The organism is Phocaeicola vulgatus ATCC 8482, from assembly GCF_000012825.1.
Classification (GTDB): domain Bacteria; phylum Bacteroidota; class Bacteroidia; order Bacteroidales; family Bacteroidaceae; genus Phocaeicola; species Phocaeicola vulgatus.
This window is the reverse complement of the sequence record NC_009614.1, coordinates 3,357,673-3,381,483: the sequence shown is the minus strand read 5'-3', so window position 1 is coordinate 3,381,483 and position 23,811 is coordinate 3,357,673. Positions and strand designations below refer to the sequence as shown.

The following is a 23,811-nucleotide window of genomic DNA, read 5'->3' as shown; positions in this document are numbered from 1 at the left end:
AATGATGAAAATACTCTTTATATATCGACATCCTAGTATGGGGTTTTCAATAGGAAAAGTATTTCGCCCTATTGAAGAAGAAATGAAAAAATACGCAGAAGTTGACTCCATATATATGCCAACATCACAATATTCACTAAATAGTATATGGCAGAACATAAAGACAACTCGAAAAGCCATAAATTCAAAGAAATACGACATCGTTCATATAACAGGAACAGAACATTATCTGATTCCCTTTTTATTAGGAGAAAAAGTTGTTGTGACAGTTCATGATTTAGGACATTATTTTGATATTCATGGCCTTAAAAAAATACTTTTTTGGATAATGCAAATATTTTCTTTAAAATTCGCTAAAGCAATCACTTGTATTTCAAATTTTACTGTTCAAGAATTAAAGAAGACAATATCTATAAAAAATAATAAAATAAGTGTGATTTTTAATGAAGTGGATAAAAATTTTTCTTTTAAAGAAAAAGAATTCAATAAAGATTATCCTGTTATACTACATATAGGAACTCGCCCTCATAAGAACCTATCACGTACAATTAAAGCTTTAAATGGCATAAAATGCAAACTCCGTATCATAGGAGAGATAACAAATAAAGAATTAGACCTACTTCAAAAATATAAAACAGATTATAGCTTTGCATCCAATTTAAGTGACAATGATTTATTGAAAGAATATCAAAATGCAGATATTATAAATTTCCCATCTTGCCATGAAGGTTTTGGTATGCCTATTATTGAAGGACAAGCTGTTGGAAGAATAGTAGTCACATCTAATATCGAACCAATGATTTCTGTTGCTAATAATGGAGCTGCCATTTGCGACCCCTATAATATAGAATCAATAAGAAACACATATATAAGAGTTATAAACGACTTTCAATACAGAAATGATATAATATTAAAAGGAATTGATAATGTAAAAAAATACAGTATTGAAACTGTAGCTAAACAATATTTTGAATTATATAAAACATTATGAAAATATTAGATTGTACTCTTCGTGATGGTGGATATTACACCAATTGGGATTTTAACTCAAAAATTGTCGACGCTTATATACTAGCCATGAACGAACTTCCTATTGACTATTTGGAAGTTGGTTATAGAAATAAACCAAGTAAAGAGTATATGGGAAAATTTGGATATACTCCTGTATCTGTTTTAAAACATTTAAGGAATATATCCACAAAAAAAATAGCAATAATGCTAAATGAAAAAAACACGACCCCTGAAGATCTCAATCATTTACTTCTGCCCATAATAGGATTGGTAGACATGATACGTATTGCCATTGATCCTCAAAATATAGACCGTGCAATAGTTCTAGCAAAAGCTATAAAAACAATGGGATTTGAAGTTGGTTTTAATGTAATGTATATGTCAAAATGGGCAGAAATGAATGGATTTTTGTCTAAATTGAAGGCTATTGACAAAATTGCTGATTTATTTTGTATGGTCGATTCTTTTGGAGGTATCACACCTAAAGAAGTGAAAAATCTACTTAAAGAAGTACGTAAATATACTCATGTTCCCGTTGGATTCCACGGACACGACAACCTACAATTAGGATTGATTAACTCTATTACCGCAATAGATGATGGCATAGACTTTATAGACGCAACCATTACAGGTATGGGACGTGGTGCAGGTAACCTAAAGATGGAATTATTACTTACATATCTTAACAAACATCATGGATTAAATGTTGATTTCAATGTGCTTGGAAATATAATAACCACTTTTACTCCATTACTTGAAAAATATCAATGGGGAACAAATCTGCCATACATGCTTTCTGGAGCAAATAATATTCCACAAAAAGAAGTTATGGATTGGGTAACAAATCGTGTTTATTCATTTAATAGTATTATACGAGCGCTTGATAACAGAAAAAATAAAATGGAGGATAATGCCAAATATCCTTTACTTAATATAAAGAACAAATTTGATAGAGTAGTAATTATTGGTGGTGGATTTAATGCGATAGAACATAAAGAAGCTATCAAGTCTTTCATTGAAACACATACTAATACAGCTATTATTTTTGCCACAGCTCGATATGCACGAGAATATCTTGATGTAAATGCACCTCATTTTTATTGTCTTGTTGGTAACGAAGGGCATAGATTGACACATAATATAAATCCCCAAAATCTTTCAGGAATATGTGTATTACCGCCATATCCGCGTCCTATGGGTACAGAAGTTCCCGAGTATGCCAAAAATGTTACATTTGAACTCGAAAACATAACTTTCATTGATCAATACAAAGATTCTGTAACAACAATAGCATTACAATTAGCAATTTTACTTACTGATCAAGACATTTATCTTGTTGGCTATGACGGATATCCGGGGAATGTACTTTCTGAAAAAGAAATGGCACTAACAAATGAAAACAGAACTATATTTGCTACATATACCACCATTAGTGGAAAAATACTAAAATCACTTACTCCGTCTATATACAAAGAAATTGAAGTCGTGTCTGTATACCAGTTTATATAATCCAACACTTGTACTATACAAATTCCATATTATACAAAAAATTATATACAAATGAATAATAAAATATCTTTTTTCCTTCCAACCCGCAAAGGAAGTGAACGTGTAAAAAATAAGAACACAAGACCTTTTGCCAACATAGAAGGAGGACTCGTTGAAAATAAGATTCGCCAATTACTCTCAACAAAATTTATTGATGAAATTATCTTTAGCAGCAATGACAAAGATTGTATTGCAATCGCCCAAAAATATCTATTTGACAACAGGCTAAAAATAATTCCACGCCCGGAGTATTTATGTCTTAGCTCTACAAACCTGCAAGATTTAATCTGTTATGTACCTACAATAACTGATGCTACTCATATTCTTTGGGGACATGTTACCACCCCACTTACTGATGCAGAGCAATATGATAATGGCATAAAATTATATCTTGACAATCTTCATAAAGGATATGATTCATTAGTAGGAGTTAACGAATTGAAGAATTTTCTACTCGACACGAACGGAAAACTTATTAACAATACAACTTCTCTACCTTGGCCACGTACGCAAGATTTAACTCCTCTTTATGAAATAAATCATACAATGTTTCTTGCTAAACGAGAAGTTTATATAGAACAAAAAAACCGAATAGGTCAAAAACCTCTTTTGCATGTAATGGATAAACTTCACAGTTTAGATATTGATTGGCCCGATGATTTTATAATCGCCGAAATAATGTATAATAATCTTTATGGAAAAAAATAATATGGCAAAAGTTGTAACATTTGGAGAAATCATGGTGCGCCTTGCCGCACCGGAATATTTAAAGCTAATACAAACAAATGCATTTGAAATTAGTTACGCTGGCGCTGAAGCAAATGTAGCAGTCAGCCTAGCCCATTATGGAATACAAACCGATTATATAACATGCTTACCCAATAATCCAATTGCAGAAAGGTGTATAATGGAATTGCGTGGACACAATGTTGGTGTAAATCATATTATTCGTAATGGAAAACGTATGGGAATATTATATCTTGAAAATGGAAGCAATACACGCCCATCTAAAGTATATTATGATCGTGAAAATTCATCATTTGCAACAATACAGCAAAATAGTTTTAACTGGGATGACATATTACATGATGCTAATTGGTTCCATTGGACAGGAATAACTCCAGCTTTATCAGAAAATGCTGCATCAGAATGTTTGAAAGCCATAAGAACTGCAAATAAGTTAGGAATAACAGTGAGTTGCGACATCAATTACAGAGATAATCTTTGGAAATATGGGAAAACAGCTCAGGAAATAATGCCAGATATGGTTGCAGGAAGCGACATAATTCTTGGAAATGAAGAAGATTGCGAAAAAGTATTTGGAATAAAGCCACAAAATTTTAATGCAGAACATACTCAAGGAAATGTAGACCAAAACACATTTATTGATGTTTGTGATCAAATGATGAAAATGTTCCCTCGATGTAAAAAAGTAGCAATTACGCTTCGTGGTGCTATAAATGCCAATCATAATACATGGGGTGGAGTCCTTTATGATGGCAATAAACTTTTAAAAAGCAAACGTTATAATATTACAGATATTGTAGATCGTGTTGGAAGTGGAGATAGTTTCATGGGAGGGCTAATATTTGGTATTATGCACTATGGAAATGATGAAAAAGCATTGGAATTTGCTGTAGCTGCTAGTTGTTTGAAACATACTATAAAAGGTGATTTCAATTGGTCTTCAATAGAAGATGTAAAAAATTTAATAAAAGGAGATGTCAGTGGACGTGTAAAAAGATAAAACAGATATGAATTTTTGGGAACTTATGATAAAAAAAGACGATATTATATTATCGTTTATAGAAGGAATTCGTAAACTTATCTATGCTACAGATAGACAAATCCAAAAAGCAAGAAAAGAAATGGCAAAACGCCCTATAGAAGGAATAGGCAAAGAATTATACCTACTGCTAAATGCCCCTTCATTAAAGACACAAGATATAAGTGTTCTCAAAGGAAAAAATACAATGTTTGTCAATCGTGGCTTCATGCATCCATTATATAAAGAATTACAACCCCAATACCATGTATTTGTAGATTCAAAAATGTTAAAAGGAATTTGGCCAATAAGCTGGTTAGATGAAATTTGGAACATGAGTCCTAATACAACAATTATTCTTCCAATATCTTGGTATACTCATCCTTTATTCAAGAATTATCAAAACAACAAACAAATTTATTGGCTAACTTATTCATTGCCTTTTTATAATCTCGGAGTATCTGGTAGCTGCTTTTCCTTTGCCATTCAACAAAAGTTCAAAAAAATATATTTCACAGGATTTGACGCTACTGGTATTGGGCATGAAATGATAAAAACAGCAGATAGCCATTTTTATGGTAATGACAAAGAATTAGAAAATAAAACGACATCACAGTTTGTTATAGATCTTCTGATGCACTCTCGCCATCTCCATGACCTTAACCGCTTGGCGGCATGGAGCGAGAAAAAAAGTTATAAACTTATTAATATTACAAATGGAGGATTATTAGATATGTTTCCCAGAGAAGAAATACTTCCTCTTTTAACGAAATAAAAATTACCCCAATTAATACTCCTCAATATATTTAGCATTTTTTTGTATAGCCACTTCGTAAAAAAAGTATTTACACAAAAGAATGACAATCAAAAAAAAATGAAAATATTACATTACATTCCTAGTATTGATCGTACCTCAGGTGGTGTTGGTACATATATGCAATTACTCACAGCAGAACTAGGAAAGCTCGTAGAACTACATGTTGTAACACATAAAGAAACAAATCCTTTGGAGCTAAAAAATTGCCATGTCCATTTTATAGAAAACAATAATCCGTTCCTACCAAAAGAAAAAAAGAATTTTATATTTCTGCTCAATGAAATAAAACCTGATGTATTCCATGCTAATTGTTGCTGGCTACCAATGTCAGCATACACAGCAATGTGGGCAAGAAATGCCGGATATCACGTAGTGTATACTCCACATGGAATGCTTGAACCGTGGATTATGAAACGTCATTATTGGACAAAAAAATTTCCCGCATCACTGCTATTCCAAAAACGAGGAATACAAATAGCAAACGTCATACACGCTACGGCAGAAAGTGAAAAACATAATCTTACGCAGCTAGGATGGAACAATAATATAGAAGTAATTCCTAATTGTGTGGAAATAGATAAGATCACAATGAAGGAGTCATGGATACGGAATAAGAATATCTTATTTTTAAGTCGTGTCCATGTCAAAAAGGGTATCAACTTCTTGATAGAAGCTACAGCGAATTTAAAAACGGAATTACAAGGATATACAATCAACATTGCAGGAGAAGGTGAAGAAAGCTATATCAATGAATTAAAGCAATTAGCTTCTAAATTAGGTGTTGAAAATTTAATTCATTTCATAGGAGGTGTATACGGTGATAAAAAGTGGGAACTTTTTAAAAAAGCCGATCTGTTTGTTCTACCTACACATAGTGAAAACTTTGGTATAGTGGTAGCTGAAGCACTTGCATGTGGTACACCTGTCATAACTACCCAAGGAACTCCATGGCAAGAGCTGGAAAGTTATCATTGCGGATGGTGGACAGAAATAGGAACCGAAGCTACGACTAAAGCTCTCAAAGAATTTCTGCAATGTACAGAAACACAACTGGAGCAAATGGGAAAAAATGGAAGAAAATTAATAGAAGAAAAATACTCATCACAAAAAGTTGCTCAAGATATGGTTGAACTATATAAAAAAGTTTGTCTATAAACATGGAACTCAACATAGCAGAAAACCGCAATCATCTGAACTACTCCAAATGGATCTATGTAAAACGTATACTGTGGACATTCGGAAAATTCTTTTTCCGTAATTCTCCCCGTATAGCTTTCGGATACAGAAATACGATACTACGCCTATTCGGAGCTAAAATAGGAAAACATGTCCATATCTACTCCTCCACCGTTATCTGGTTCCCGTGGAATCTGGAAATAGGCGATTGGAGTGCCATTGGAGAAGAAACCCTGATCTATAATTTAGGTAAAGTAACAATAGGAGAAAAAGCTACTGTCAGCCATCGGGTCCATGTATGTGCAGGCACACATGACTATACCGATCCGGCTCTTCCCCTACTACGTCCCGAAATCCGTATCGGCAATCAAACATGGATTTGCGCTAATACATTCATCGGTCCTGATATAGAGATTGGGGAAGGTGCTGTGATAGGCGCAGGTACAGTAATGGTAAAAGACGCAGAGCCGTGGGGAGTTTATGCAGGAAATCCGGCTAAATATATAAAAAAAAGAATATTAAAGAAATGAATATAGTCAAAAATAATTACATGGGGGGGGTAAAAACAAAGGTATTATTCTCTTAAAGTTCATTGCTGCCTTTTTAATAACTTATTCACACATGGGAATATTATTTCCTAAATACGGTAGCTTAGTTACCGGTGGGGCAATAGGTGACGGTTTATTCTTTTTCTGTTCCGGTTTTACTCTATTTATGGGAAGACAAGACGGTTTTCCGAATTGGTATAAAAGACGAATTAACAGAATTTATCCCACTATCATAATGTGGGCACTGGTATCGGCGGTAATTTTCAATTGGAATTGGCAAATCACAGACTTAATAACAACCCCTAAATATTGGTTTATACCATGTATTATGGCATATTATGTCATCTTCTATTTCATCCGTACTTATCTATTGAAGTATTTAAATCAAGTCTTTGGCATAGCTTTCCTGCTTGTGGCAATCAGTAGTTTCTGGGTATTAGATTTTAACCATTCGGTAATGTATGCTGCGGTTCCATTTATGAGAATATATTATTTTCTTTTTATGATGCTAGGCGCTATGGTAGCCATCAGAAAATACAAGGTTGTATCTCCTCTCAAATCCGGAGGTTATGCCTTGGTAAGTCTTATTACATATTATGTACTTATGGGAATTTATAAAATAGATCCGTTCTTCTGTAAATTCCAGTTAATATCACTTATTCCGTTATTGAGTAGTATTTATTGGATATATAGATTTTGTGACACACCTCAGATTTATAAAATATTGGAATACAAATCAAGAGGAAAGTTTATTTATTTTATCTCAACTTTAACTTTGGAAATATATATGGTTCAATATGCCATCTTTACAGATAAACTCAATAACATATTTCCACTGAATATCATCATTATATATATCATCATATTTATTGCTGCATATCTGCTAAAATGCACAGCCCATCTTTTTTCACAGGTATTCAGCAATGAGCCTTTCAATAACAAAAATATATATCAAGTATAACGAAAGCTATTATGAATAATTCCATAGCTGCCATCATTCTTACATACAACGAAGAGAAACATATATCCCGTTGTATCAACTCGCTTAAAAATATCTGTGAGGAAATATTCGTCATCGATTCTTTCAGCAAGGACCGAACTGTAGAAATTGCGAAAGAAGCAGGAGCGCAAGTTTACCAAAATCCTTGGAAAAACTATGCGACACAGTTCAACTGGGGGCTGAAGAATTGTCCCATTACAACAGAATGGATATGGCGCATTGACGCTGATGAGTTTTTGGAGGGTAACTTGGGATCTGCCATGAAAAAAGCATTGGCGGAATGTAACAATGAGGTAAATGGAGTATACGTCCGCAAGCGTATAGATTTTATGGGAAAGCCTCTGCTACACGGGGGATGGTATCCTTCTTACCACCTGAAAGTATGGCGAAGAGGACATGGGGAGTGTGAAAACCGATGGATGGATGAACATATCCGCATCTTCAGTGGAACAACAATCACAGTGGAAGAGGGGAATCAAGTGGACGCCAATTTGAATGATCTGACCTGGTGGACAGAAAAGCACAATGGATATGCTACACGGGAAATGGCGGATATGCTGATGATGGAATACGGACTGGACGACAGAGGCAAAGAAGTACAGGCCAAGTTTTGGGGTACAGAGGAACAGCGTAAACGGTGGCTGAAAGTGAAATATATAAAAGCACCGCTATTCTTACGGCCATTTATCAATTTCAATATACGCTACATTCTGAAAGGGGGATTTCTGGATGGAAAAGAGGGCTTTATATGGCACTTTTTACAAGGTTTCTGGTATCGTTTCCTGGTAGATGCCAAAATTTATGAAATAAAAAAACGCTTTGGATGGAATGACAAGAGAATCAAGGCATTCATAAAAGAAACGTATTTAGATAAATAACCACTTACATTATAAAAGCATCAACATTATGAAAGTTTCAATTATCACTTCCTGCTACAACCGGGAAGCCACCATTCGTGGAGCAATAGAAAGTGTGCTGGAACAGGATTATCCTTACATAGAATACATTGTGGTGGACGGAGCGTCGAAAGATAACTCGCTGGCTGTCATCAATGAATATAAAAACGGGATAGATACAATTATCTCCGAGCCGGATAAAGGTATGTATGAAGCGATCAACAAAGGAATACGTGCAGCAACAGGAGATATTATCGGTCTGATTCACTCCGATGATTTCCTGTTCTCATCTCACACCATCTCCGACATAGTGAAAACATTCGAGGAACAAGATGCGGATATGATATACGGCAACGGGGTCTTTGTAGATTATGACGACACCAACCTGATGATACGAAACTGGATAAGCGGACGATACAGTAAAGAGAATGTGAAAAACGGATGGCTCCCACTCCACCCCACTGTCTATATAAAGAAGGAGTGTATGGATAAATGGGGGCTTTACGACGAAAGTTATAAGATAGCCGCCGACTCGGATTTGCTGGTGCGCTATCTGTATGAAGCCGACCTGAAAGTATATTACCTGAACAAATACATCGTGAAAATGAGAATGGGGGGGCTTTCTACCGATGCGGGAAAAAGCAAACTGAAATGGGCGGAGGACTTGAGAATGTATAAAAGTCACGGCATAAAACCCATCTCGGCACTGAAAGGCAAAATTCTTTCAAAGATTCCACAGTTCATTGAAGCCAGACTGCCGTGGAGTGAAATACCGGAAGCAGAGGAAGAGAGCCTGATACAACCTGACGCAGCAAATAAAAAAGAATAAGAATTATTTATACCGGTCCAAATGCAAGTATGCATGAAGACAGGTCATGGAATAAAACATTTTTTCTAGAATAATACAAAATATGAGTAAAAAAGTAGCATTGATTTCAGGTATCACAGGACAGGACGGTTCGTTCCTGGCCGAGTTCCTGATAGAAAAAGGATACGAGGTACATGGTATCCTGAGACGTTCTTCTTCATTTAACACTGCACGTATAGAACATCTGTATCTGGACGAATGGGTACGGGATATGAAGCAGAACCGACTGGTGAACCTGCATTGGGGGGATATGACGGACAGTAGCTCACTGATACGTATCATACAGTCCGTACAACCTGACGAGATTTATAATCTGGCCGCACAAAGCCATGTAAAAGTAAGCTTCGACGTGCCCGAATACACAGCGGAAGCGGATGCGGTAGGTACGCTGCGCATGCTGGAGGCGGTACGTATATTGGGGCTGGAAAAGAAAACCAAGATTTATCAGGCATCTACTTCGGAACTTTTCGGACTGGTGCAGGAAGTTCCTCAGAAAGAGACTACTCCTTTCTATCCCCGTTCTCCATACGGAGTAGCCAAGCAATATGGTTTCTGGATAACCAAGAATTACCGCGAAAGCTATGGCATGTTTGCCGTAAACGGTATTTTGTTCAATCACGAAAGTGAACGCCGGGGCGAAACTTTTGTTACCCGGAAAATTACCCTGGCGGCGGCACGCATCGCACAAGGATTCCAAGATAAACTGTACTTGGGGAACCTGAACTCCCTGCGCGACTGGGGATATGCCAAAGACTATGTGGAATGTATGTGGCTGATTCTGCAACACGATACGCCCGAAGACTTTGTTATAGCCACCGGAGAATATCACACTGTACGCGAATTTGCTACCCTTGCTTTCAAGGAAGCGGGCATCGACTTGCGCTGGGAAGGTGAAGGTGTGAACGAGAAAGGTATTGACACAGCTACAGGCAAGGTGCTGGTAGAGGTGGATCCCAAATATTTCCGCCCGGCAGAGGTGGAACAATTACTGGGAGATCCTACCAAAGCCAAAACGTTACTGGGATGGAATCCCCGCAAGACTTCATTCGAGGAACTGGTGAAAATCATGGTGAAACACGATATGAAATTCGTGAAGAAACTTCATCTCAAAGCAAGCTGTTAAATCATTAGTCAAGAATTTCAATGGAGAAATCAGCCAAAATTTATATAGCAGGGCACCACGGACTCGTGGGCTCCGCTATTTGGCGTAACCTGCAAGAAAAAGGCTACACCAACCTGACCGGCAGAAGCCACAAGGAACTGGACTTGCTGGACGGAGTTGCCGTAAAGGACTTCTTTGACCAAGAAAGACCGGAATATGTAATCCTTGCCGCCGCCCACGTGGGAGGTATCATGGCAAACAGCACATACAGGGCGGACTTTATCTACAAGAACCTGCAAATACAGCAGAACGTGATAGGGGAAAGCTTCCGTCACGGAGTGAAAAAATTATTGTTTCTGGGAAGTACCTGCATTTATCCCAGAGATGCACAGCAGCCGATGAAGGAGGATGCTCTCCTCACCTCCCCGCTGGAATATACGAATGAGCCATACGCCATCGCCAAAATAGCGGGGCTGAAAATGTGCGAGAGTTTCAACCTGCAATATGGTACCAACTATATCGCTGTAATGCCTACGAACCTGTATGGCCCCAATGATAACTTCGACCTGGAACGCAGCCATGTGCTGCCTGCCATGATCAGGAAAATACATCTTGCCAAATGCTTGAACGAAGATAACTGGGAGAACATACGCTATGATCTGGATATGCGCCCGGTGGAAGGTATAAACGGGGAGAGCAGAACAGAGGAGATACTGGCTGTCCTGAAAAGCTACGGCATCAGCAAGGACGGGGTGGAACTGTGGGGAACAGGCACGCCGCTGCGCGAATTCTTATGGAGTGAGGAGATGGCGGATGCCAGTGTTTTCATCATGGAGCATGTGGACTTTAAAGATACTTACCGTCCCGGCACAAAAGAGATACGCAACTGCCACATCAACATCGGCACGGGAAAAGAAATATCCATCGCCGACCTGGCTCATCTGATAGTAAAGGAAACGGGATATAAAGGCAGCATTACATTCAATCCGGAGAAACCGGACGGAACCATGCGCAAACTGACTGATGTGACCAAATTGCATGAACTGGGATGGCATCACAAAATAGACATAGAGGAAGGGGTGCACAAGATGTACCAATGGTATCTGGAATATAAAAAGAAATAAAGAGCATACGTGTTATGGAAACTCATATCGTTATCATGGCAGGCGGCATAGGAAGCCGCTTCTGGCCCATGAGTACGCCGGAATGTCCCAAACAGTTCATTGATGTGACGGGATGTGGCAAAAGCCTGATACAACTGACAGTGGAACGCTTTCAAGGGTTGTGCATTCCGGATAATATATGGATAGTGACTTCGGATAAGTATAAGGAGACGGTAAGGAAACAATTGCCATCCGTGCCGCCTCATCATATACTGACGGAGCCGGTTGCACGTAACACGGCACCCTGCATCACATACGCTTGCTGGAAAATCAAGAAACACCACCCGCACGCCAATATCGTAGTGACTCCTGCGGATGCATTGGTTATCAATACGGATGAATTCCGCCGGGTGATAGCCAAGGCACTGCTGATGACAGATCAAAGCAAGGCTATTGTAACCATAGGTATCAGACCTTGCCGCCCGGAAACGGGATACGGATATATAGCCGCGGGAGAAGAGGTGGATCAGGATATACGGAAAGTGGATGAATTCAAAGAGAAACCGGACTTGAAAACGGCACGGCACTATGTGGACGCCGGGAATTATTTCTGGAATGCAGGGATCTTTGTATGGAATGTAAAGACCATAGAAGAGGCTATACGCCGTTATGCACCGGGCATTGCCGAGGTGTTCGACAGGATTTATCCGGAGTTCTATACCGAAAGAGAGAAAGAAACCATAGAAGAGCTGTTCCCTGCTTGTGAAAGTATATCCATAGATTATGCCGTAATGGAAAAAGCGGAACGGATTTATGTATTGCCGGCAGAGTTCGGATGGTCTGATCTGGGTAGCTGGGGCTCATTGCATTCCTTGCTGCCCAAAGATGAACGGAACAATGCCGTTGTAGGCGAGAATGTCCGAATGTATGAATGCAATAACTGCATTGTACACACACCGCATTTGAAACAGGCGGTAATACAAGGACTGGACGGGTATATCATAGCCGAGAAAGAGGGAACCCTGCTGATATGCAGACTGGCAGAGGAGCAGCGTATTAAAGAATTTTCGAAAATATAAGGAATGATTATAGCAGTTGACTTTGACGGCACAATAGTGGAGCATAAATATCCCGAAATAGGCAGGGAACTACCATTTGCCATAGAAACGCTGAAAAAACTACAACAGGAACGGCATCGCCTTATCCTGTGGAGTGTGCGGGAAGGTAAATTATTACAGGAGGCAGTGGATTTCTGCCGGGAGCGTGGACTGGAGTTTTATGCCGTAAACAGCAATTATGCGGAAGAAACCCTGGAAAGTAATCATTACTCCAGAAAACTGAAGGCGGATTTGTTTATTGATGACCGTAATCTGGGAGGACTGCCCGAATGGGGGATGATTTACAGAATGATCCATGACAAATGGGGATACGAAGATATTTATCAAAGTTCAGGTAATAAAGAAGAGACTAAAAAGCGAAGCTTTTGGAAGATACTTTTTTCCAAGATGTAGAATCTCCGCTTCCTAATGTAGTGATACAGGCGGAAGCCCATAAGAAAACTAATGTTAGATCAGAGGTAAGTACTGTTATCAGCGGATAACGGGAACTTACGAAACAGTGTTGGTGATACCCGCCTGGGAAGGTAGGTATCACCTTTTTTTTGATCTATTCCATTAGTATTTGAAGACTTGTTCTTCTCCGGGTTCTATGGTCATGGCTTTCATTCCTTTCCGGGTTGGAATGTTCAGCACTCCCTTTCCGCCGTCGGACTTGATACGGATCTCTTTCTTATCCATATAGATATGGATATTGCCGTATGGAGTGGGCACGGTTCCTTCCATCCATTTCAAGCCGCCCAGACAAGGGGTGACGGAGTATTCCTCGTAACCGGGTTTGGTGGGTTTTACTCCCAGATAGTATTTGCCCAGCAAATAGATGGGGCTGGCTCCCCATGCATGGCAGAGGCTTTTGCCGTATGGACGTCCGTACATGGCCAGATGCCGGGTACCTGTTTCTTCGGGATTGTATTTCTCCCAGAAACTGGTAGCTCCTTCTTTCAACATACCGCCCCAATAGGCTTTCATTTCTTTCATCACCGATTCTTGTTCGCCCAAGGCGCACAGTGCTTCCAGTTCATAGAAACGCATATAAGGAGTGGTGATTTTCAAAATACTGTCATTCTGCAATACGGAGTGTTTGATGGTCTGCTGTTTATCGGCATTCAGATAATTGAAGAAGACAGAGAACATATTGGCGTAGCGGGTAACGGACTCACTCTGCTTGCCCTGAACGCGGTTGTGTACCATCGCCTGTTTCTGCTCATTCCAGAAAGCGGGTTCCAGCTTGGAACGTAAAGCGGAAGCCAGTTTCTCATACTTGGTTTTGTCTGCCGTATTGCCGGCCAGACCGGCACAAAGCGCCATGGTTTCCAAACTCTTGCAGAACAAGACTTGCTCAAAGGATAGTTCGCCTTTCTTGTCCAGATAACCGTCTGCCCAGTCTACGAATACCCAGTCACCGGTCATGCCTTCCACCATACCGTTGGCATTGGTGCGTCCCAATACATAGTCCATCATGCTTTGCATACGCGGATAGAGTTGGGTTACAAAGTCTTTGTCACCGGAATACATATAGTAATCGTAAATACTGAGGAACCAATAGAAGGTGTAGTCCATAATGGTATTGCTGTGGCTGGTCACAGGGTCTTTTCCGCGAAGCAGCCAGATGGTACGCTTCACGGTTTCATTATCGAAGAACAGATAGTAGTTCATCAGGTAGCTCTGGATGGCATCGCCACTCCATACCCAACGGTCGCGCTTGATGCCGTCGATAAAGAATTCACGGGTAGTAAGGTGCATGGTGTATGCTCCTACTTCCCAGATGCGGTTCAGCTCTTCGTCATTGCATTTGAATGAGCCCCGGTACTCTTCGGGCAGGTATTCGTATTGCATGGAAACGTCCTGTATCGTTACTCCCGGATCGCAAGTGACATAGACATAACGGAAGGCCTTGCTGTTGTCCAACGTGTATTCATCGTATAGTTTCCGTGTATTCCGGATGGCCAGATCGGTTATCTGCCCCGGCTCTGCCAGCAATTTGTCCAATGTTTCGCAATATTCCGTATCCAAGGCTTCTTCAGGACTTTCACCGTAATAGATATGGATCGTTCCTTTTCCCTTTACCTCTTTCAGAGTGATATAACCAAAGGTCTCTTTTCCGAAGTCGTACAATACCCCTTCTTTCCGGGGAGTGGAGGAAACTGCTTTCATCGGTTTTCTGGCCAATGAAAACTTGGAAGGCAGTTGGGTGGCTCCGTCAAAGTTCCAACACCCTGCATCCATATAAACGGTGGCAGAAGTATCACTGGCTTTTCCGCTTTCGTCTATCCATTCCTTGTCTTCGTAGGTTACTTTCCAGGTCTTGTCCGTATTTACGGTTTTTCCTTTCACATAAATAGTGGGGGGAGTGGACTGATTCCACACTTTGATGTTCAGACTGTGTTTTCCTGCGGGGAGTTTCAAGGTGGAGGGCATACCGAATTGCAGTTTGCCGTCCAATTTCACATTGTATTTTCCTTCGGCGGCAATGAAGATCTCTTCCGGTTCCGCCAGGTCCAATTTCTTGCTGAATTCCACTACCACATAATGGCTGTCCGTTTTCCAGAAGGGAGGGAAAAAAGCACCGCGTTCCGTACGGCGGTTGTTCATCCGGTTGCCCAGCCATATCTCATAATCACCCGGATACCAGATCCAGGTCTGGGCGGAGGCGGCAGCACTCAATGCAAGTGCTCCGACTAAAGTGGCAAGTTTGTTTTTCATAATGGTATCACGTTTTATTTTTCCTTCAAATAGCTATATTCTTTGGGCAGTCCGGCATTTGCCTTGATGCTGTCGTTCACCATCGGACCATTGTTTTCCCATGTATTGCCCGGACCGTTGGCGTTCTTCAGGAACTTCTCTCCTTCCGTCCAGTTGTCCTTGACGGTGATAAATGAAGATCCTTCGTCGGTGTAAAGATAGAACCAATGATTGGGATCGTGTGCATAACCGGGTGAAAATATGTCGGAAACGCAATTTTCCGTAATCCGGCTATGGGGTTGCGAACCTAATGTATAAATACCGGCTACATCATACATGTGCTTGGCATAGTGATGAATCAGGTTGGCGTGCACGCGGTTATTGCGCATACAGTTTACCGTACGTGTCCACCCCCATCCCAGACTGATGCCCGAATAGGATACATCACTGATTTCATTGTGCTCGATATTGATATCACTGACATAACCGGCGCAAATGCCCAAAGTGCCCCAGTCTTCATTGGTCACATCATTGATATAATTGTTGGAAATGGTCAGTCCGGTACAGACCTCACGACGGTCGGCAGGATCGTATGGAAGATGTGTTTCGTGAGCGGCAGGGCTGAAACTGCCCGCTACAATACCGTTCCCGGCAATATCACGGAACAGACAGCCGTTTATATGTCCTCCATCGGTGGCCCATTCATAATCAATGCCTGTAGAGCCCAAATGCTGGAAACGGCACTTCTCGAAATCAATATCCCAGGCAGCCTTGACTACGACTGCCGATGCCGGACGGCCCAACCAACCTTGATTATCCAGCTTATGATTGTTCTTACGAATCATGGAAGGACGGATTTTATATCCGTCTGTCATGTACATACCTGCCTGAAGAGGAACATGACCTTGCAAAGAGGGACGCATCCAGGTGGTATATTGGAAAGCAATATTGTCAAAACGGATGTGCTTTACCGGACGGTCTATCGTTCCTTCCACCCATACCAACGTTTCGATGCCGGGAACTACGGCTTTGCTTATCTTCTCTCCTTTCCGAGGATAATAATATATTTTACGGCTTTCAATGTCGTGATACCACTCGCCGGGTTCATCCAGCAATTCCATGGCATTGGTCAGATAGAAAGCCGAGTTGTGACCATCCTTGGTCACCATAGGACGCGGCCACGGGTGCTCGAACTGGATGCGGCTTTCAGGATGATGGAAACGCACGGCGGCACTGTCTCCCTGTATTTCGACCGACTTGATACGGAGATTTGCCACACACCACATTTCATGAAGGACCATTTCGGCATATCGGGCCTTCTGTATTTTCTTTACGGCAGCGGCAGGTACCCACAGTATTTCGTTTTGGGGGTCGTTGTTGATGATGCGGTACATCTTTTCAAAGTCTGCCACATCCCTTGCACGAACAGCCTTTTGCCCATTGATCCACAGTTGCCGGAAATCCAGCGGACGCCCGTTAAACATAGGGACATCGGCTACCCACAACTTTCCTTGCTTCTTCCAGTTCCTGATTTCCACCCCACCATTCAGAACGGCATTTCCATCCGAAGTGATGACGGTAGGTGAAGCTTCCGTCCCGCTGTCCTCCGGACGGATAAAGACGGGTTCGTACAGATGGTAGTCACCTGCCTCCAGATGGATGGTGATGCCACCTTTTACACTTTCATCATTAAGACGACGAAGTTCCCTTGCCTGACGCAATGCAGCTGTAAGGGTGGCTTTCGGAGAGTCTTTGGTACCCGGATTCCGGTCATTGCCTTCCGGAGATACGAACAAATCGGCTGCTGACAGTGTACAAGCTATCAGCAGCGCGGCAGTGGTTATGAATATTTTTTTCATTTGTAACTAATTAGGGGTAAGTGGTTAGTGATTAGTCCGTGCCAAAGGCATCCATACCGTCATTTCAGCCTTTCCGCGGTTTCCCCATGCATAATAAGGAATCAGACGGATATGGACCGGTTTGTCGGCCTTTCCTACCTCGCGGTACAAGGTATCTTTCCATGATACTTCATCGACCAGACGGGCAGTACCATCCAATGCGACAATCGGACTGCCTTCGATGGTTATTTTTTTCGGAGTCAACCGGATATCGGCAGGTATCAGCACATTGTCTATCTTATGCCCGCCTTCTATATCCATACTTTCCAGACAGTAGACCAACGGGCCACGTTTCACCACTACCTGGTTACGGATTTCTTCGGCCAACGGATTTGCTTCCAGCAATTTTACAGGCATATCCATCACCCATTCCACACAATCCCCTTTCTTCCAGATGCGGTTTACCTCGGCGTATGTATTCGCTTTCCAGGTTCCTTGCACCGGTTTGCCATTTACCTTCAAAGTTGCCTTCTCGCACCAGTCAGGAACACGGAGGAACAAAGAAAACGCTTTCTTCTTTGACGGTTTCGGAGCTTCGGTAACAGTCAGCTTCACAGCACCTTCCCACGGATACTCCGTTTCTTGCACCAGCCCGATCTTTCCCGTTTCCTTCAAAGTTGTAGCCAGTGTATTCGCTCCATACAAATTGCAATATACCGCATTCGGAGTCACCGTATAAGCATAGTTCTGGGCTTGGCAAACGGTGCGCAGCGTATTAGGCGGACAACAGAAGCAGCTGATATACTCGGTACGTTCTTTAGGCCAGCGAAGTGTGTATGGCAAATCCGCACTGATGCGCAACGGGTTGGTATAGAAATATTTCTTTCCATCCAGACTGACACCACTCAACACACTGTTGTAAAGGGCGGTTTCCACAATATCCGCATATTTGGCATCGCCCGTCACTTCCAGCATACGCCAGTTGAAAAGCATATTGCCGATATTGGCACAGGTCTCGTTATGCGCCGTACTATTAGGCAACTGATAAGGACGGCCATAGCTTTGGTGTACTTTCTGAATGCTGTCCGGCTCATAGCAGGTTCCATCCGGCGAAGTGCCGTCATACAGCGCACCGCATGCTCCTGTAACATACATCTTGCGGGTCACAATGTCTTTCCAGATGCTGGTCAGGTTTTTCATCAGTTGGTCTTCTCCTGTTTCGGCATACACATCGGTCACACCGGCATACAGGTAATTGGAACGCACGGCATGTCCCATCGCATTGTATTGCTGACGGAACGGAATACGGTCCTGATTATCATCGGTGCCGTTTTCCACCATACCACGGATATCAATCAGATTCTTGGAAAGTTCCAGATAACGGGGATTCCCTGTAGCACGGTACATTTCCACCACGCCCATATAATGGGAGGGACAAATGGCATTTCTTGCCAGTTCCGCAGAAGCGGTTTCATAGAAATGACAGAGGAAGTCCGTCGCTTTTACGGCAGCATCGAATAAAGTAGTCTTTCCGGTGGCACGGCGATGAATGATACCTGCCATCATCAGATGCCCCAAATTGTAGGTTTCAAAATTCAGACGATTGGCAAATGCACCTTTCTCGTCCTCACCGCCTACTTTGGTGCCAATTACCGTCTGTTGCTGTTTGTCCGAATGAGTGTCAATCCCCTTATTCTTTTCCTCGATGATGACAGGGGTATGGATGTAACCGTCCGCACGCTGGGCTTTCACCACATGTTCAATGAAGTGATCCATCAGTTTATCCAATTCGGGATCTTTCGTGACGGCATACACGGAAGCCACCCCTTCCATCCATTTATACATATCACCGTCATGAAAGGGAGGTCCCCAATGTTCGCCTTCGCAAACACCGGCAGCTATTTCAAAGTTACGGAAGCCATGCGAAACATCGGGATTGTTCCATGTATCCCACATACTTTGCAAGGAGGTATGGCTATATACATTGAAACGGTCGCCCCAAAAGCCATCTGTCCAATGCACGGCACCTAATTCCGTATTGGCCATCTTGGCAAAACGACTTTGGCTCATATCCGTCAGCCCGCCCGACTGGGCAAATGCTCCCGTAGTTACTCCGGAAGCCAGTAAAAGTAGTAGTCTAATGCTTTTCATAATAATCTGTCACTTATTCTTTTCTTTATAAAGGGAGGACGATAATAAGAAACGTTTGTACTCTATTTATAATTATTTCATATTCTGTATCTTTAGAAAGAGCTTTCATTGGCGGATAATGGAGTCTGTTTTCAAAAAACGGGTATCTGATTTTTATTTCAGACACCCGTTTTTTCAAATTCTCCAATACTCTCTATCAAAGAATTCCTTTATCCACAATTGTATTATTTCAGTTTGCTCAAATCCAACTCTTTATAAGCCACACGCTGACGGCGCCAGGTATATACGGCATGCAGTTTGCCATCCTTGCCCTGAATGATGGACGGATAAGAATACTGGCTGATGGGGCTGTCTTCCAATGTCATTACATTCTTCCAGTGAATGCCATCATCCGAAACCGCCACACACAACGGTGTACGCGGCCCTTTCGGAGTACCCGGCAATGTGCTGAAATCATTATAAATCAATACATGGCGGCCATCCTTCATGGTTACGGCATCCGTGCCCGAATTATTATTGGGAACATCAAGCAAAGTGACTTTGCTCCATGTTTCACCGTTGTCACTGCTCCATGAAGTGGCAATCTGTGCGTTACGTGTACGGCAAAGTACCTGCAAACGCCCATCCTTATGACGCAAAATGCTGGGCTGGATAGCATAAATAGGCTTCTCGCCTTCTCCTTTTATGGCTTCACCGCCTTCCTGATCGTCTACATTGGCCGCATTTGCCTTACGCAAAGCTGTAGGCACACTCATTTCCGCCTCTACAGGACCTACCATCTTCCAAGTCTTTCCTTTATCATCCGAAATTTCAAAATGGATACGCCATCCTCCATCGCCTTCCGTACTGGAAGGACAAATGATACGGCCATCCACATACTCCGGCTTATTTTTAATAGGGCCTAAGAAACCTTTTGGCAACGGTTCACGTTGGCTCCAAGTTTTTCCACCATCTTTAGAACGTACCAGCCAACCACTCCAATCGGCTACTTTCAATCCTATTTTATAGAACAGGATCAGATCTCCGCCGGGGATCTGGAAAAGCACAGGATTCCAACAAGCCTTGCGGCGTGCCCGGGACTTGTCCCCTTTAAACGTAGAAGCCACGGGGCCGGCATCCGCCGGAGTGGATTCTGCCGTAATGCCTGCCAAGACAGCCTGCGGATCATCCAGACTAAACACCCCGTCGGCAGCCAGATAAGGTGCACTCCATTCCGTCGCGCCCTTCGGCTTGCGACATACCCAGATACAACAATCCGGATTACGCTCTTTAGTGCCTCCAAAGAAAGAAGCTACCAGGTCTCCGTTCTTCAATTCCACAATAGTAGCGCCGTGACATTCGGGAAAAGAAGCTTGTTCGTATAGGAACTGATCTTCCACGATACCTGCACGGTTTTTACCTGAAGAAGGGTCCATGCTAACCGAAAAATGATAGTTCCCCGAAGGAACACTCCATACGGTAGAGTTGCCTTCCCGACGTACAAAGGTAACGTCCTTGTCTTTTACCGCCTTCTCGTCCAACGTTGGAAGATAAACCAATGCAGTGGTATTACAAGGAATCGTAATATCCCATTCCAGATGCGTAAGGGTCTTCTTCCAGTTACTAATCATCTTGCCATATAAAGTGTTGTGCGAAGCCTTGACATGACTCAACTCCTGGATGGAAAAATCAGGTTTAAGGATGATTTGTTTGTAAGCGGGCTGTGCCGGATTAAATCCGGCTAAATCACGGAAATACCAAGTCAATAGATCACCCAATATCATCACATGGTTACAACTGTTCATCCAACGATTGGCGGTATCACCGTTCCACAGTTCCCAAATGGCAGTAGCTCCCTTTTCTATCATATAGCCATAACTGGGATAAGTCTTGTTGCTTGCCAACAGGAAAGCAACATCGCCACGCCCCATACGGGTAAGCTCACGCATCATCCAGTTCATACCTATCACCCCACTGCTGATATGACCTTTATTCCGGGTGATAATGCCTGTTATTACATTTTTCTCCACTTCTTCCCTATAGGCCTCAGGAACCATATCGAAAGCCAGCGGCAGGATATTGGCTGTCACCGTATTGTTACCATAGAATATGCTGTCGGGATAAAGAACATGCGGCGTTTGTACCGGAGAAGTTCCCTTCTTAACCGTAAGGAAACGGGCGTTGAAGCAGTCTTTGATTTTTGCTGCATCCTTCTCGAATTCCTTCGCCTCATCTTCCAGACCTTGCAAACGGGCGAACTTGGCCAGCATTTGCGATACCTTGTAATAGTAGGCTGTAGCAATCAGTGCTCCATCCGTCTTGCGGGCAGGGTCCTGACTGTGAATCAGCTCCGGTGATTCGGGAGGCATACACCAGTCACCGTATTTATCGGCGTTAATCACTCCATCCTCTGTGGTGAACTCACTGCGTATATGGTGCATCCATTTCTTGATAGCGGCATAATTCTTACGAATAGGTTCGATGTTGCCGAACTGTTCATAAACCATATCACAGATTACCGGGAATGTGGACGACCATGTCATTTCCGATGTATAATAATTGTAATAAGCCGGACAAATATCAGGAATACAACCGTCTTCACGCTGCGCTTCACGGATATCATCCGCCCATTTGGCATAGGTGTTTCCATTGTTGAACATGAAACTTTCCCCCCACGTTCCCATAGCATGGTCGCCAAGCCAGGGCTGGCGCTCGTCACGCTGCGGACAATCCAAAGGCACTCCTTTATAATTACTGGAAATTCCCCACCAGGCATTCCGATAAACCCGGTTCATGATATCATTGGAACACTCGAAAGTACCGTTATCTTCCAAGTCATCATATACTACTTCAGCAACCAAATCTTCCGCTTTCAGATTTTTATAACCTGTCACTTCTACATATTGGAATCCATGATAAGAAAAACGGGAACTCCAGGAGGTGTTGTTTTCTTTACCGTTGCAGATATAATAATCCGTACTCTGGCTATGGCGGAGATTTTCCACATCCAGTTCCGTACCGTCGTTCTTTACCCGTTCGGCATAACGTATGCAAATCGTATCTCCCGCAGCGGCTTTCGCTATGTTAATACGCACCCATCCTGCCATATTCTGACCGAAATCAATCATATAACGGTCACCATATTGCTTGAAGACAGCCGGCTTCAGCGTTTTCATCACTTTCATGTTGGGAGCGGTATTGCCGCGGAGTGTACCGTACGGCAATGAAACACGTTGCGCCTTCAGCCATTTGGAATCATCATAACCGGGCTGTGTCCAGTTTCCCAATTCCATACGGGCATCGTAAATCTCACCATCGTATTCATTATTGCTACGTATAGGCCCTTGAGCCGTCAAACGCCATTTCTCATCACTGTTGATGCGCTGGATACTGCCGTCGGTATATTCTATAATCAGATTCAGACGCAACTTGGGGTAACCAAAAGTAGGAATCTTATAAGGTTTGTAATTTTGACGCATAGTGTAGAAACGTCCGTTGCCCAGGGTCACTCCGATGGCATTGTCGGCATTTCCTCCGGCAACCTGTTTGGTGACATCAAAAGAATTGTAAAGCACAGTACGACGATAATCACTTGGAGCCGGCGCCAATACCTGATCACCTATCCGCTGGCCGTTAATGAACAGTTCGTACATACCCAAACCGCACAAATGAAGGGTAGCATACTTTATCTCCTTGGCTTGCGTTTTAAATTCCGTGCGTAAATAACGAGAGCTCAAACGGCTGTGTGAATCTTCCCGATCCCATGCAAACGCAGCGTCCCAACCTATCCATCGTCCTTTCCAATGAATCTCACCTAAAGGTCCCATCCCCCATCGGGCAGGCTCGCTCCATTCTGTCTCACCGCGATTGGTATAGCTTCTCACTTTCCAGTAAACACGCTGATTGCTTTTCAAACGCTTCCCTTGATAGGGAATCCATACGGACGCATCGGATTCCACTTTTCCGGAATCCCACAAATCCCCTTTATCCTGTGCTAAAAGTTCAGGAGAAGAGGCAACCAAGATCCGGTAGGCGGTCTGCATCACATTTCTTTGAGAAGATTCCAACCGCCAGCTCATACGGGGAGCAGCAGTATCCAACCCCATGGGATCTACCATCTGCTCGGTACGCAGGCCGGTAACCGAAACATCCGCTGCCTTCAACCACAACGGAAGTGCCAGAAGAATGATTAATAATACTTGTTTTTTCATG

18 protein-coding genes are annotated in these 23,811 nt (G+C 42.3%); 14 read left to right on the top strand and 4 right to left on the bottom strand.

What is annotated here, in order from left to right; translation table 11 throughout:
• Position 1 precedes the first annotated feature (1 nt).
• The 14 genes from BVU_RS13390 to BVU_RS13325 all read left to right on the top strand — a co-directional run bounded on the left by BVU_RS13390 (position 2) and on the right by BVU_RS13325 (position 13,345).
• Positions 2-991 carry a glycosyltransferase family 4 protein gene (locus BVU_RS13390; RefSeq protein ID WP_011965680.1) on the top strand — a complete coding sequence of 330 codons (990 nt, stop codon included), beginning with the start codon at positions 2-4 and terminating at the stop codon, positions 989-991.
• On the top strand, positions 988-2,520 hold the full coding sequence (locus BVU_RS13385) for an aldolase catalytic domain-containing protein (RefSeq protein WP_011965679.1): 1,533 nt from the start codon (positions 988-990) through the stop codon (positions 2,518-2,520). Before BVU_RS13390 ends, BVU_RS13385 begins: the two co-directional genes overlap by 4 nt.
• 51 nt (positions 2,521-2,571) lie before the next feature.
• Entirely contained in the window at positions 2,572-3,267 is a 696-nt protein-coding gene (locus BVU_RS13380; RefSeq protein WP_011965678.1) for an acylneuraminate cytidylyltransferase family protein, read from the top strand.
• 1 nt (position 3,268) lies between these two features.
• Positions 3,269-4,306, top strand: coding sequence for a sugar kinase (locus BVU_RS13375; protein WP_105093583.1), 1,038 nt, complete (start codon positions 3,269-3,271; stop codon positions 4,304-4,306).
• 7 nt (positions 4,307-4,313) lie between these two features.
• Complete coding sequence (locus tag BVU_RS13370; protein ID WP_041174456.1) at positions 4,314-5,099, top strand: hypothetical protein; 786 nt, start codon at positions 4,314-4,316, stop codon at positions 5,097-5,099.
• Positions 5,100-5,198: 99 nt separating this feature from the next.
• Complete coding sequence (locus BVU_RS13365) at positions 5,199-6,296, top strand: glycosyltransferase (RefSeq protein WP_011965675.1); 1,098 nt, start codon at positions 5,199-5,201, stop codon at positions 6,294-6,296.
• A gap of 2 nt (positions 6,297-6,298) precedes the next feature.
• On the top strand, positions 6,299-6,847 hold the full coding sequence (locus tag BVU_RS13360; protein WP_011965674.1) for a putative colanic acid biosynthesis acetyltransferase: 549 nt from the start codon (positions 6,299-6,301) through the stop codon (positions 6,845-6,847).
• Positions 6,848-6,890: 43 nt separating this feature from the next.
• The gene (locus BVU_RS13355; protein ID WP_258521917.1) at positions 6,891-7,826 is read left to right on the top strand and encodes an acyltransferase family protein; all 936 of its coding nucleotides are present in this window, start codon (positions 6,891-6,893) and stop codon (positions 7,824-7,826) included.
• An 11-nt stretch (positions 7,827-7,837) separates the two neighbouring features.
• The gene (locus BVU_RS13350) at positions 7,838-8,743 is read left to right on the top strand and encodes a glycosyltransferase family 2 protein (protein ID WP_011965672.1); all 906 of its coding nucleotides are present in this window, start codon (positions 7,838-7,840) and stop codon (positions 8,741-8,743) included.
• Between the two features lie 28 nt (positions 8,744-8,771).
• Positions 8,772-9,590, top strand: coding sequence for a glycosyltransferase family 2 protein (locus BVU_RS13345; protein ID WP_005848138.1), 819 nt, complete (start codon positions 8,772-8,774; stop codon positions 9,588-9,590).
• A gap of 82 nt (positions 9,591-9,672) precedes the next feature.
• Complete coding sequence (gene gmd, locus BVU_RS13340; protein WP_005844781.1) at positions 9,673-10,752, top strand: GDP-mannose 4,6-dehydratase; 1,080 nt, start codon at positions 9,673-9,675, stop codon at positions 10,750-10,752.
• Between the two features lie 20 nt (positions 10,753-10,772).
• Positions 10,773-11,855: a GDP-L-fucose synthase family protein gene (locus BVU_RS13335; RefSeq protein WP_011965671.1), complete on the top strand. Its 1,083-nt coding sequence runs from the start codon at positions 10,773-10,775 to the stop codon at positions 11,853-11,855.
• Positions 11,856-11,869: 14 nt separating this feature from the next.
• Positions 11,870-12,913 carry a mannose-1-phosphate guanylyltransferase gene (locus BVU_RS13330; RefSeq protein ID WP_005848142.1) on the top strand — a complete coding sequence of 348 codons (1,044 nt, stop codon included), beginning with the start codon at positions 11,870-11,872 and terminating at the stop codon, positions 12,911-12,913.
• Between the two features lie 3 nt (positions 12,914-12,916).
• Positions 12,917-13,345 (top strand): BT0820 family HAD-type phosphatase, encoded by a 429-nt coding sequence (locus BVU_RS13325; RefSeq protein WP_005844774.1) that lies wholly within the window; start codon positions 12,917-12,919, stop codon positions 13,343-13,345.
• 162 nt (positions 13,346-13,507) lie between these two features.
• On the opposite strand, the gene BVU_RS13320 is transcribed toward BVU_RS13325, so the two are convergent.
• From BVU_RS13320 to BVU_RS13305, 4 genes are all read right to left on the bottom strand, one after another.
• Entirely contained in the window at positions 13,508-15,652 is a 2,145-nt protein-coding gene (locus BVU_RS13320; RefSeq protein ID WP_011965670.1) for an alpha-L-rhamnosidase C-terminal domain-containing protein, read from the bottom strand.
• A gap of 14 nt (positions 15,653-15,666) precedes the next feature.
• Positions 15,667-17,490, bottom strand: coding sequence for a right-handed parallel beta-helix repeat-containing protein (locus tag BVU_RS13315; protein ID WP_011965669.1), 1,824 nt, complete (start codon positions 17,488-17,490; stop codon positions 15,667-15,669).
• A gap of 24 nt (positions 17,491-17,514) precedes the next feature.
• The gene (locus BVU_RS13310; protein WP_011965668.1) at positions 17,515-19,620 is read right to left on the bottom strand and encodes an aceric acid hydrolase; all 2,106 of its coding nucleotides are present in this window, start codon (positions 19,618-19,620) and stop codon (positions 17,515-17,517) included.
• A 224-nt stretch (positions 19,621-19,844) separates the two neighbouring features.
• Positions 19,845-23,810: a family 78 glycoside hydrolase catalytic domain gene (locus BVU_RS13305; protein ID WP_011965667.1), complete on the bottom strand. Its 3,966-nt coding sequence runs from the start codon at positions 23,808-23,810 to the stop codon at positions 19,845-19,847.
• Position 23,811 lies beyond the last annotated feature (1 nt).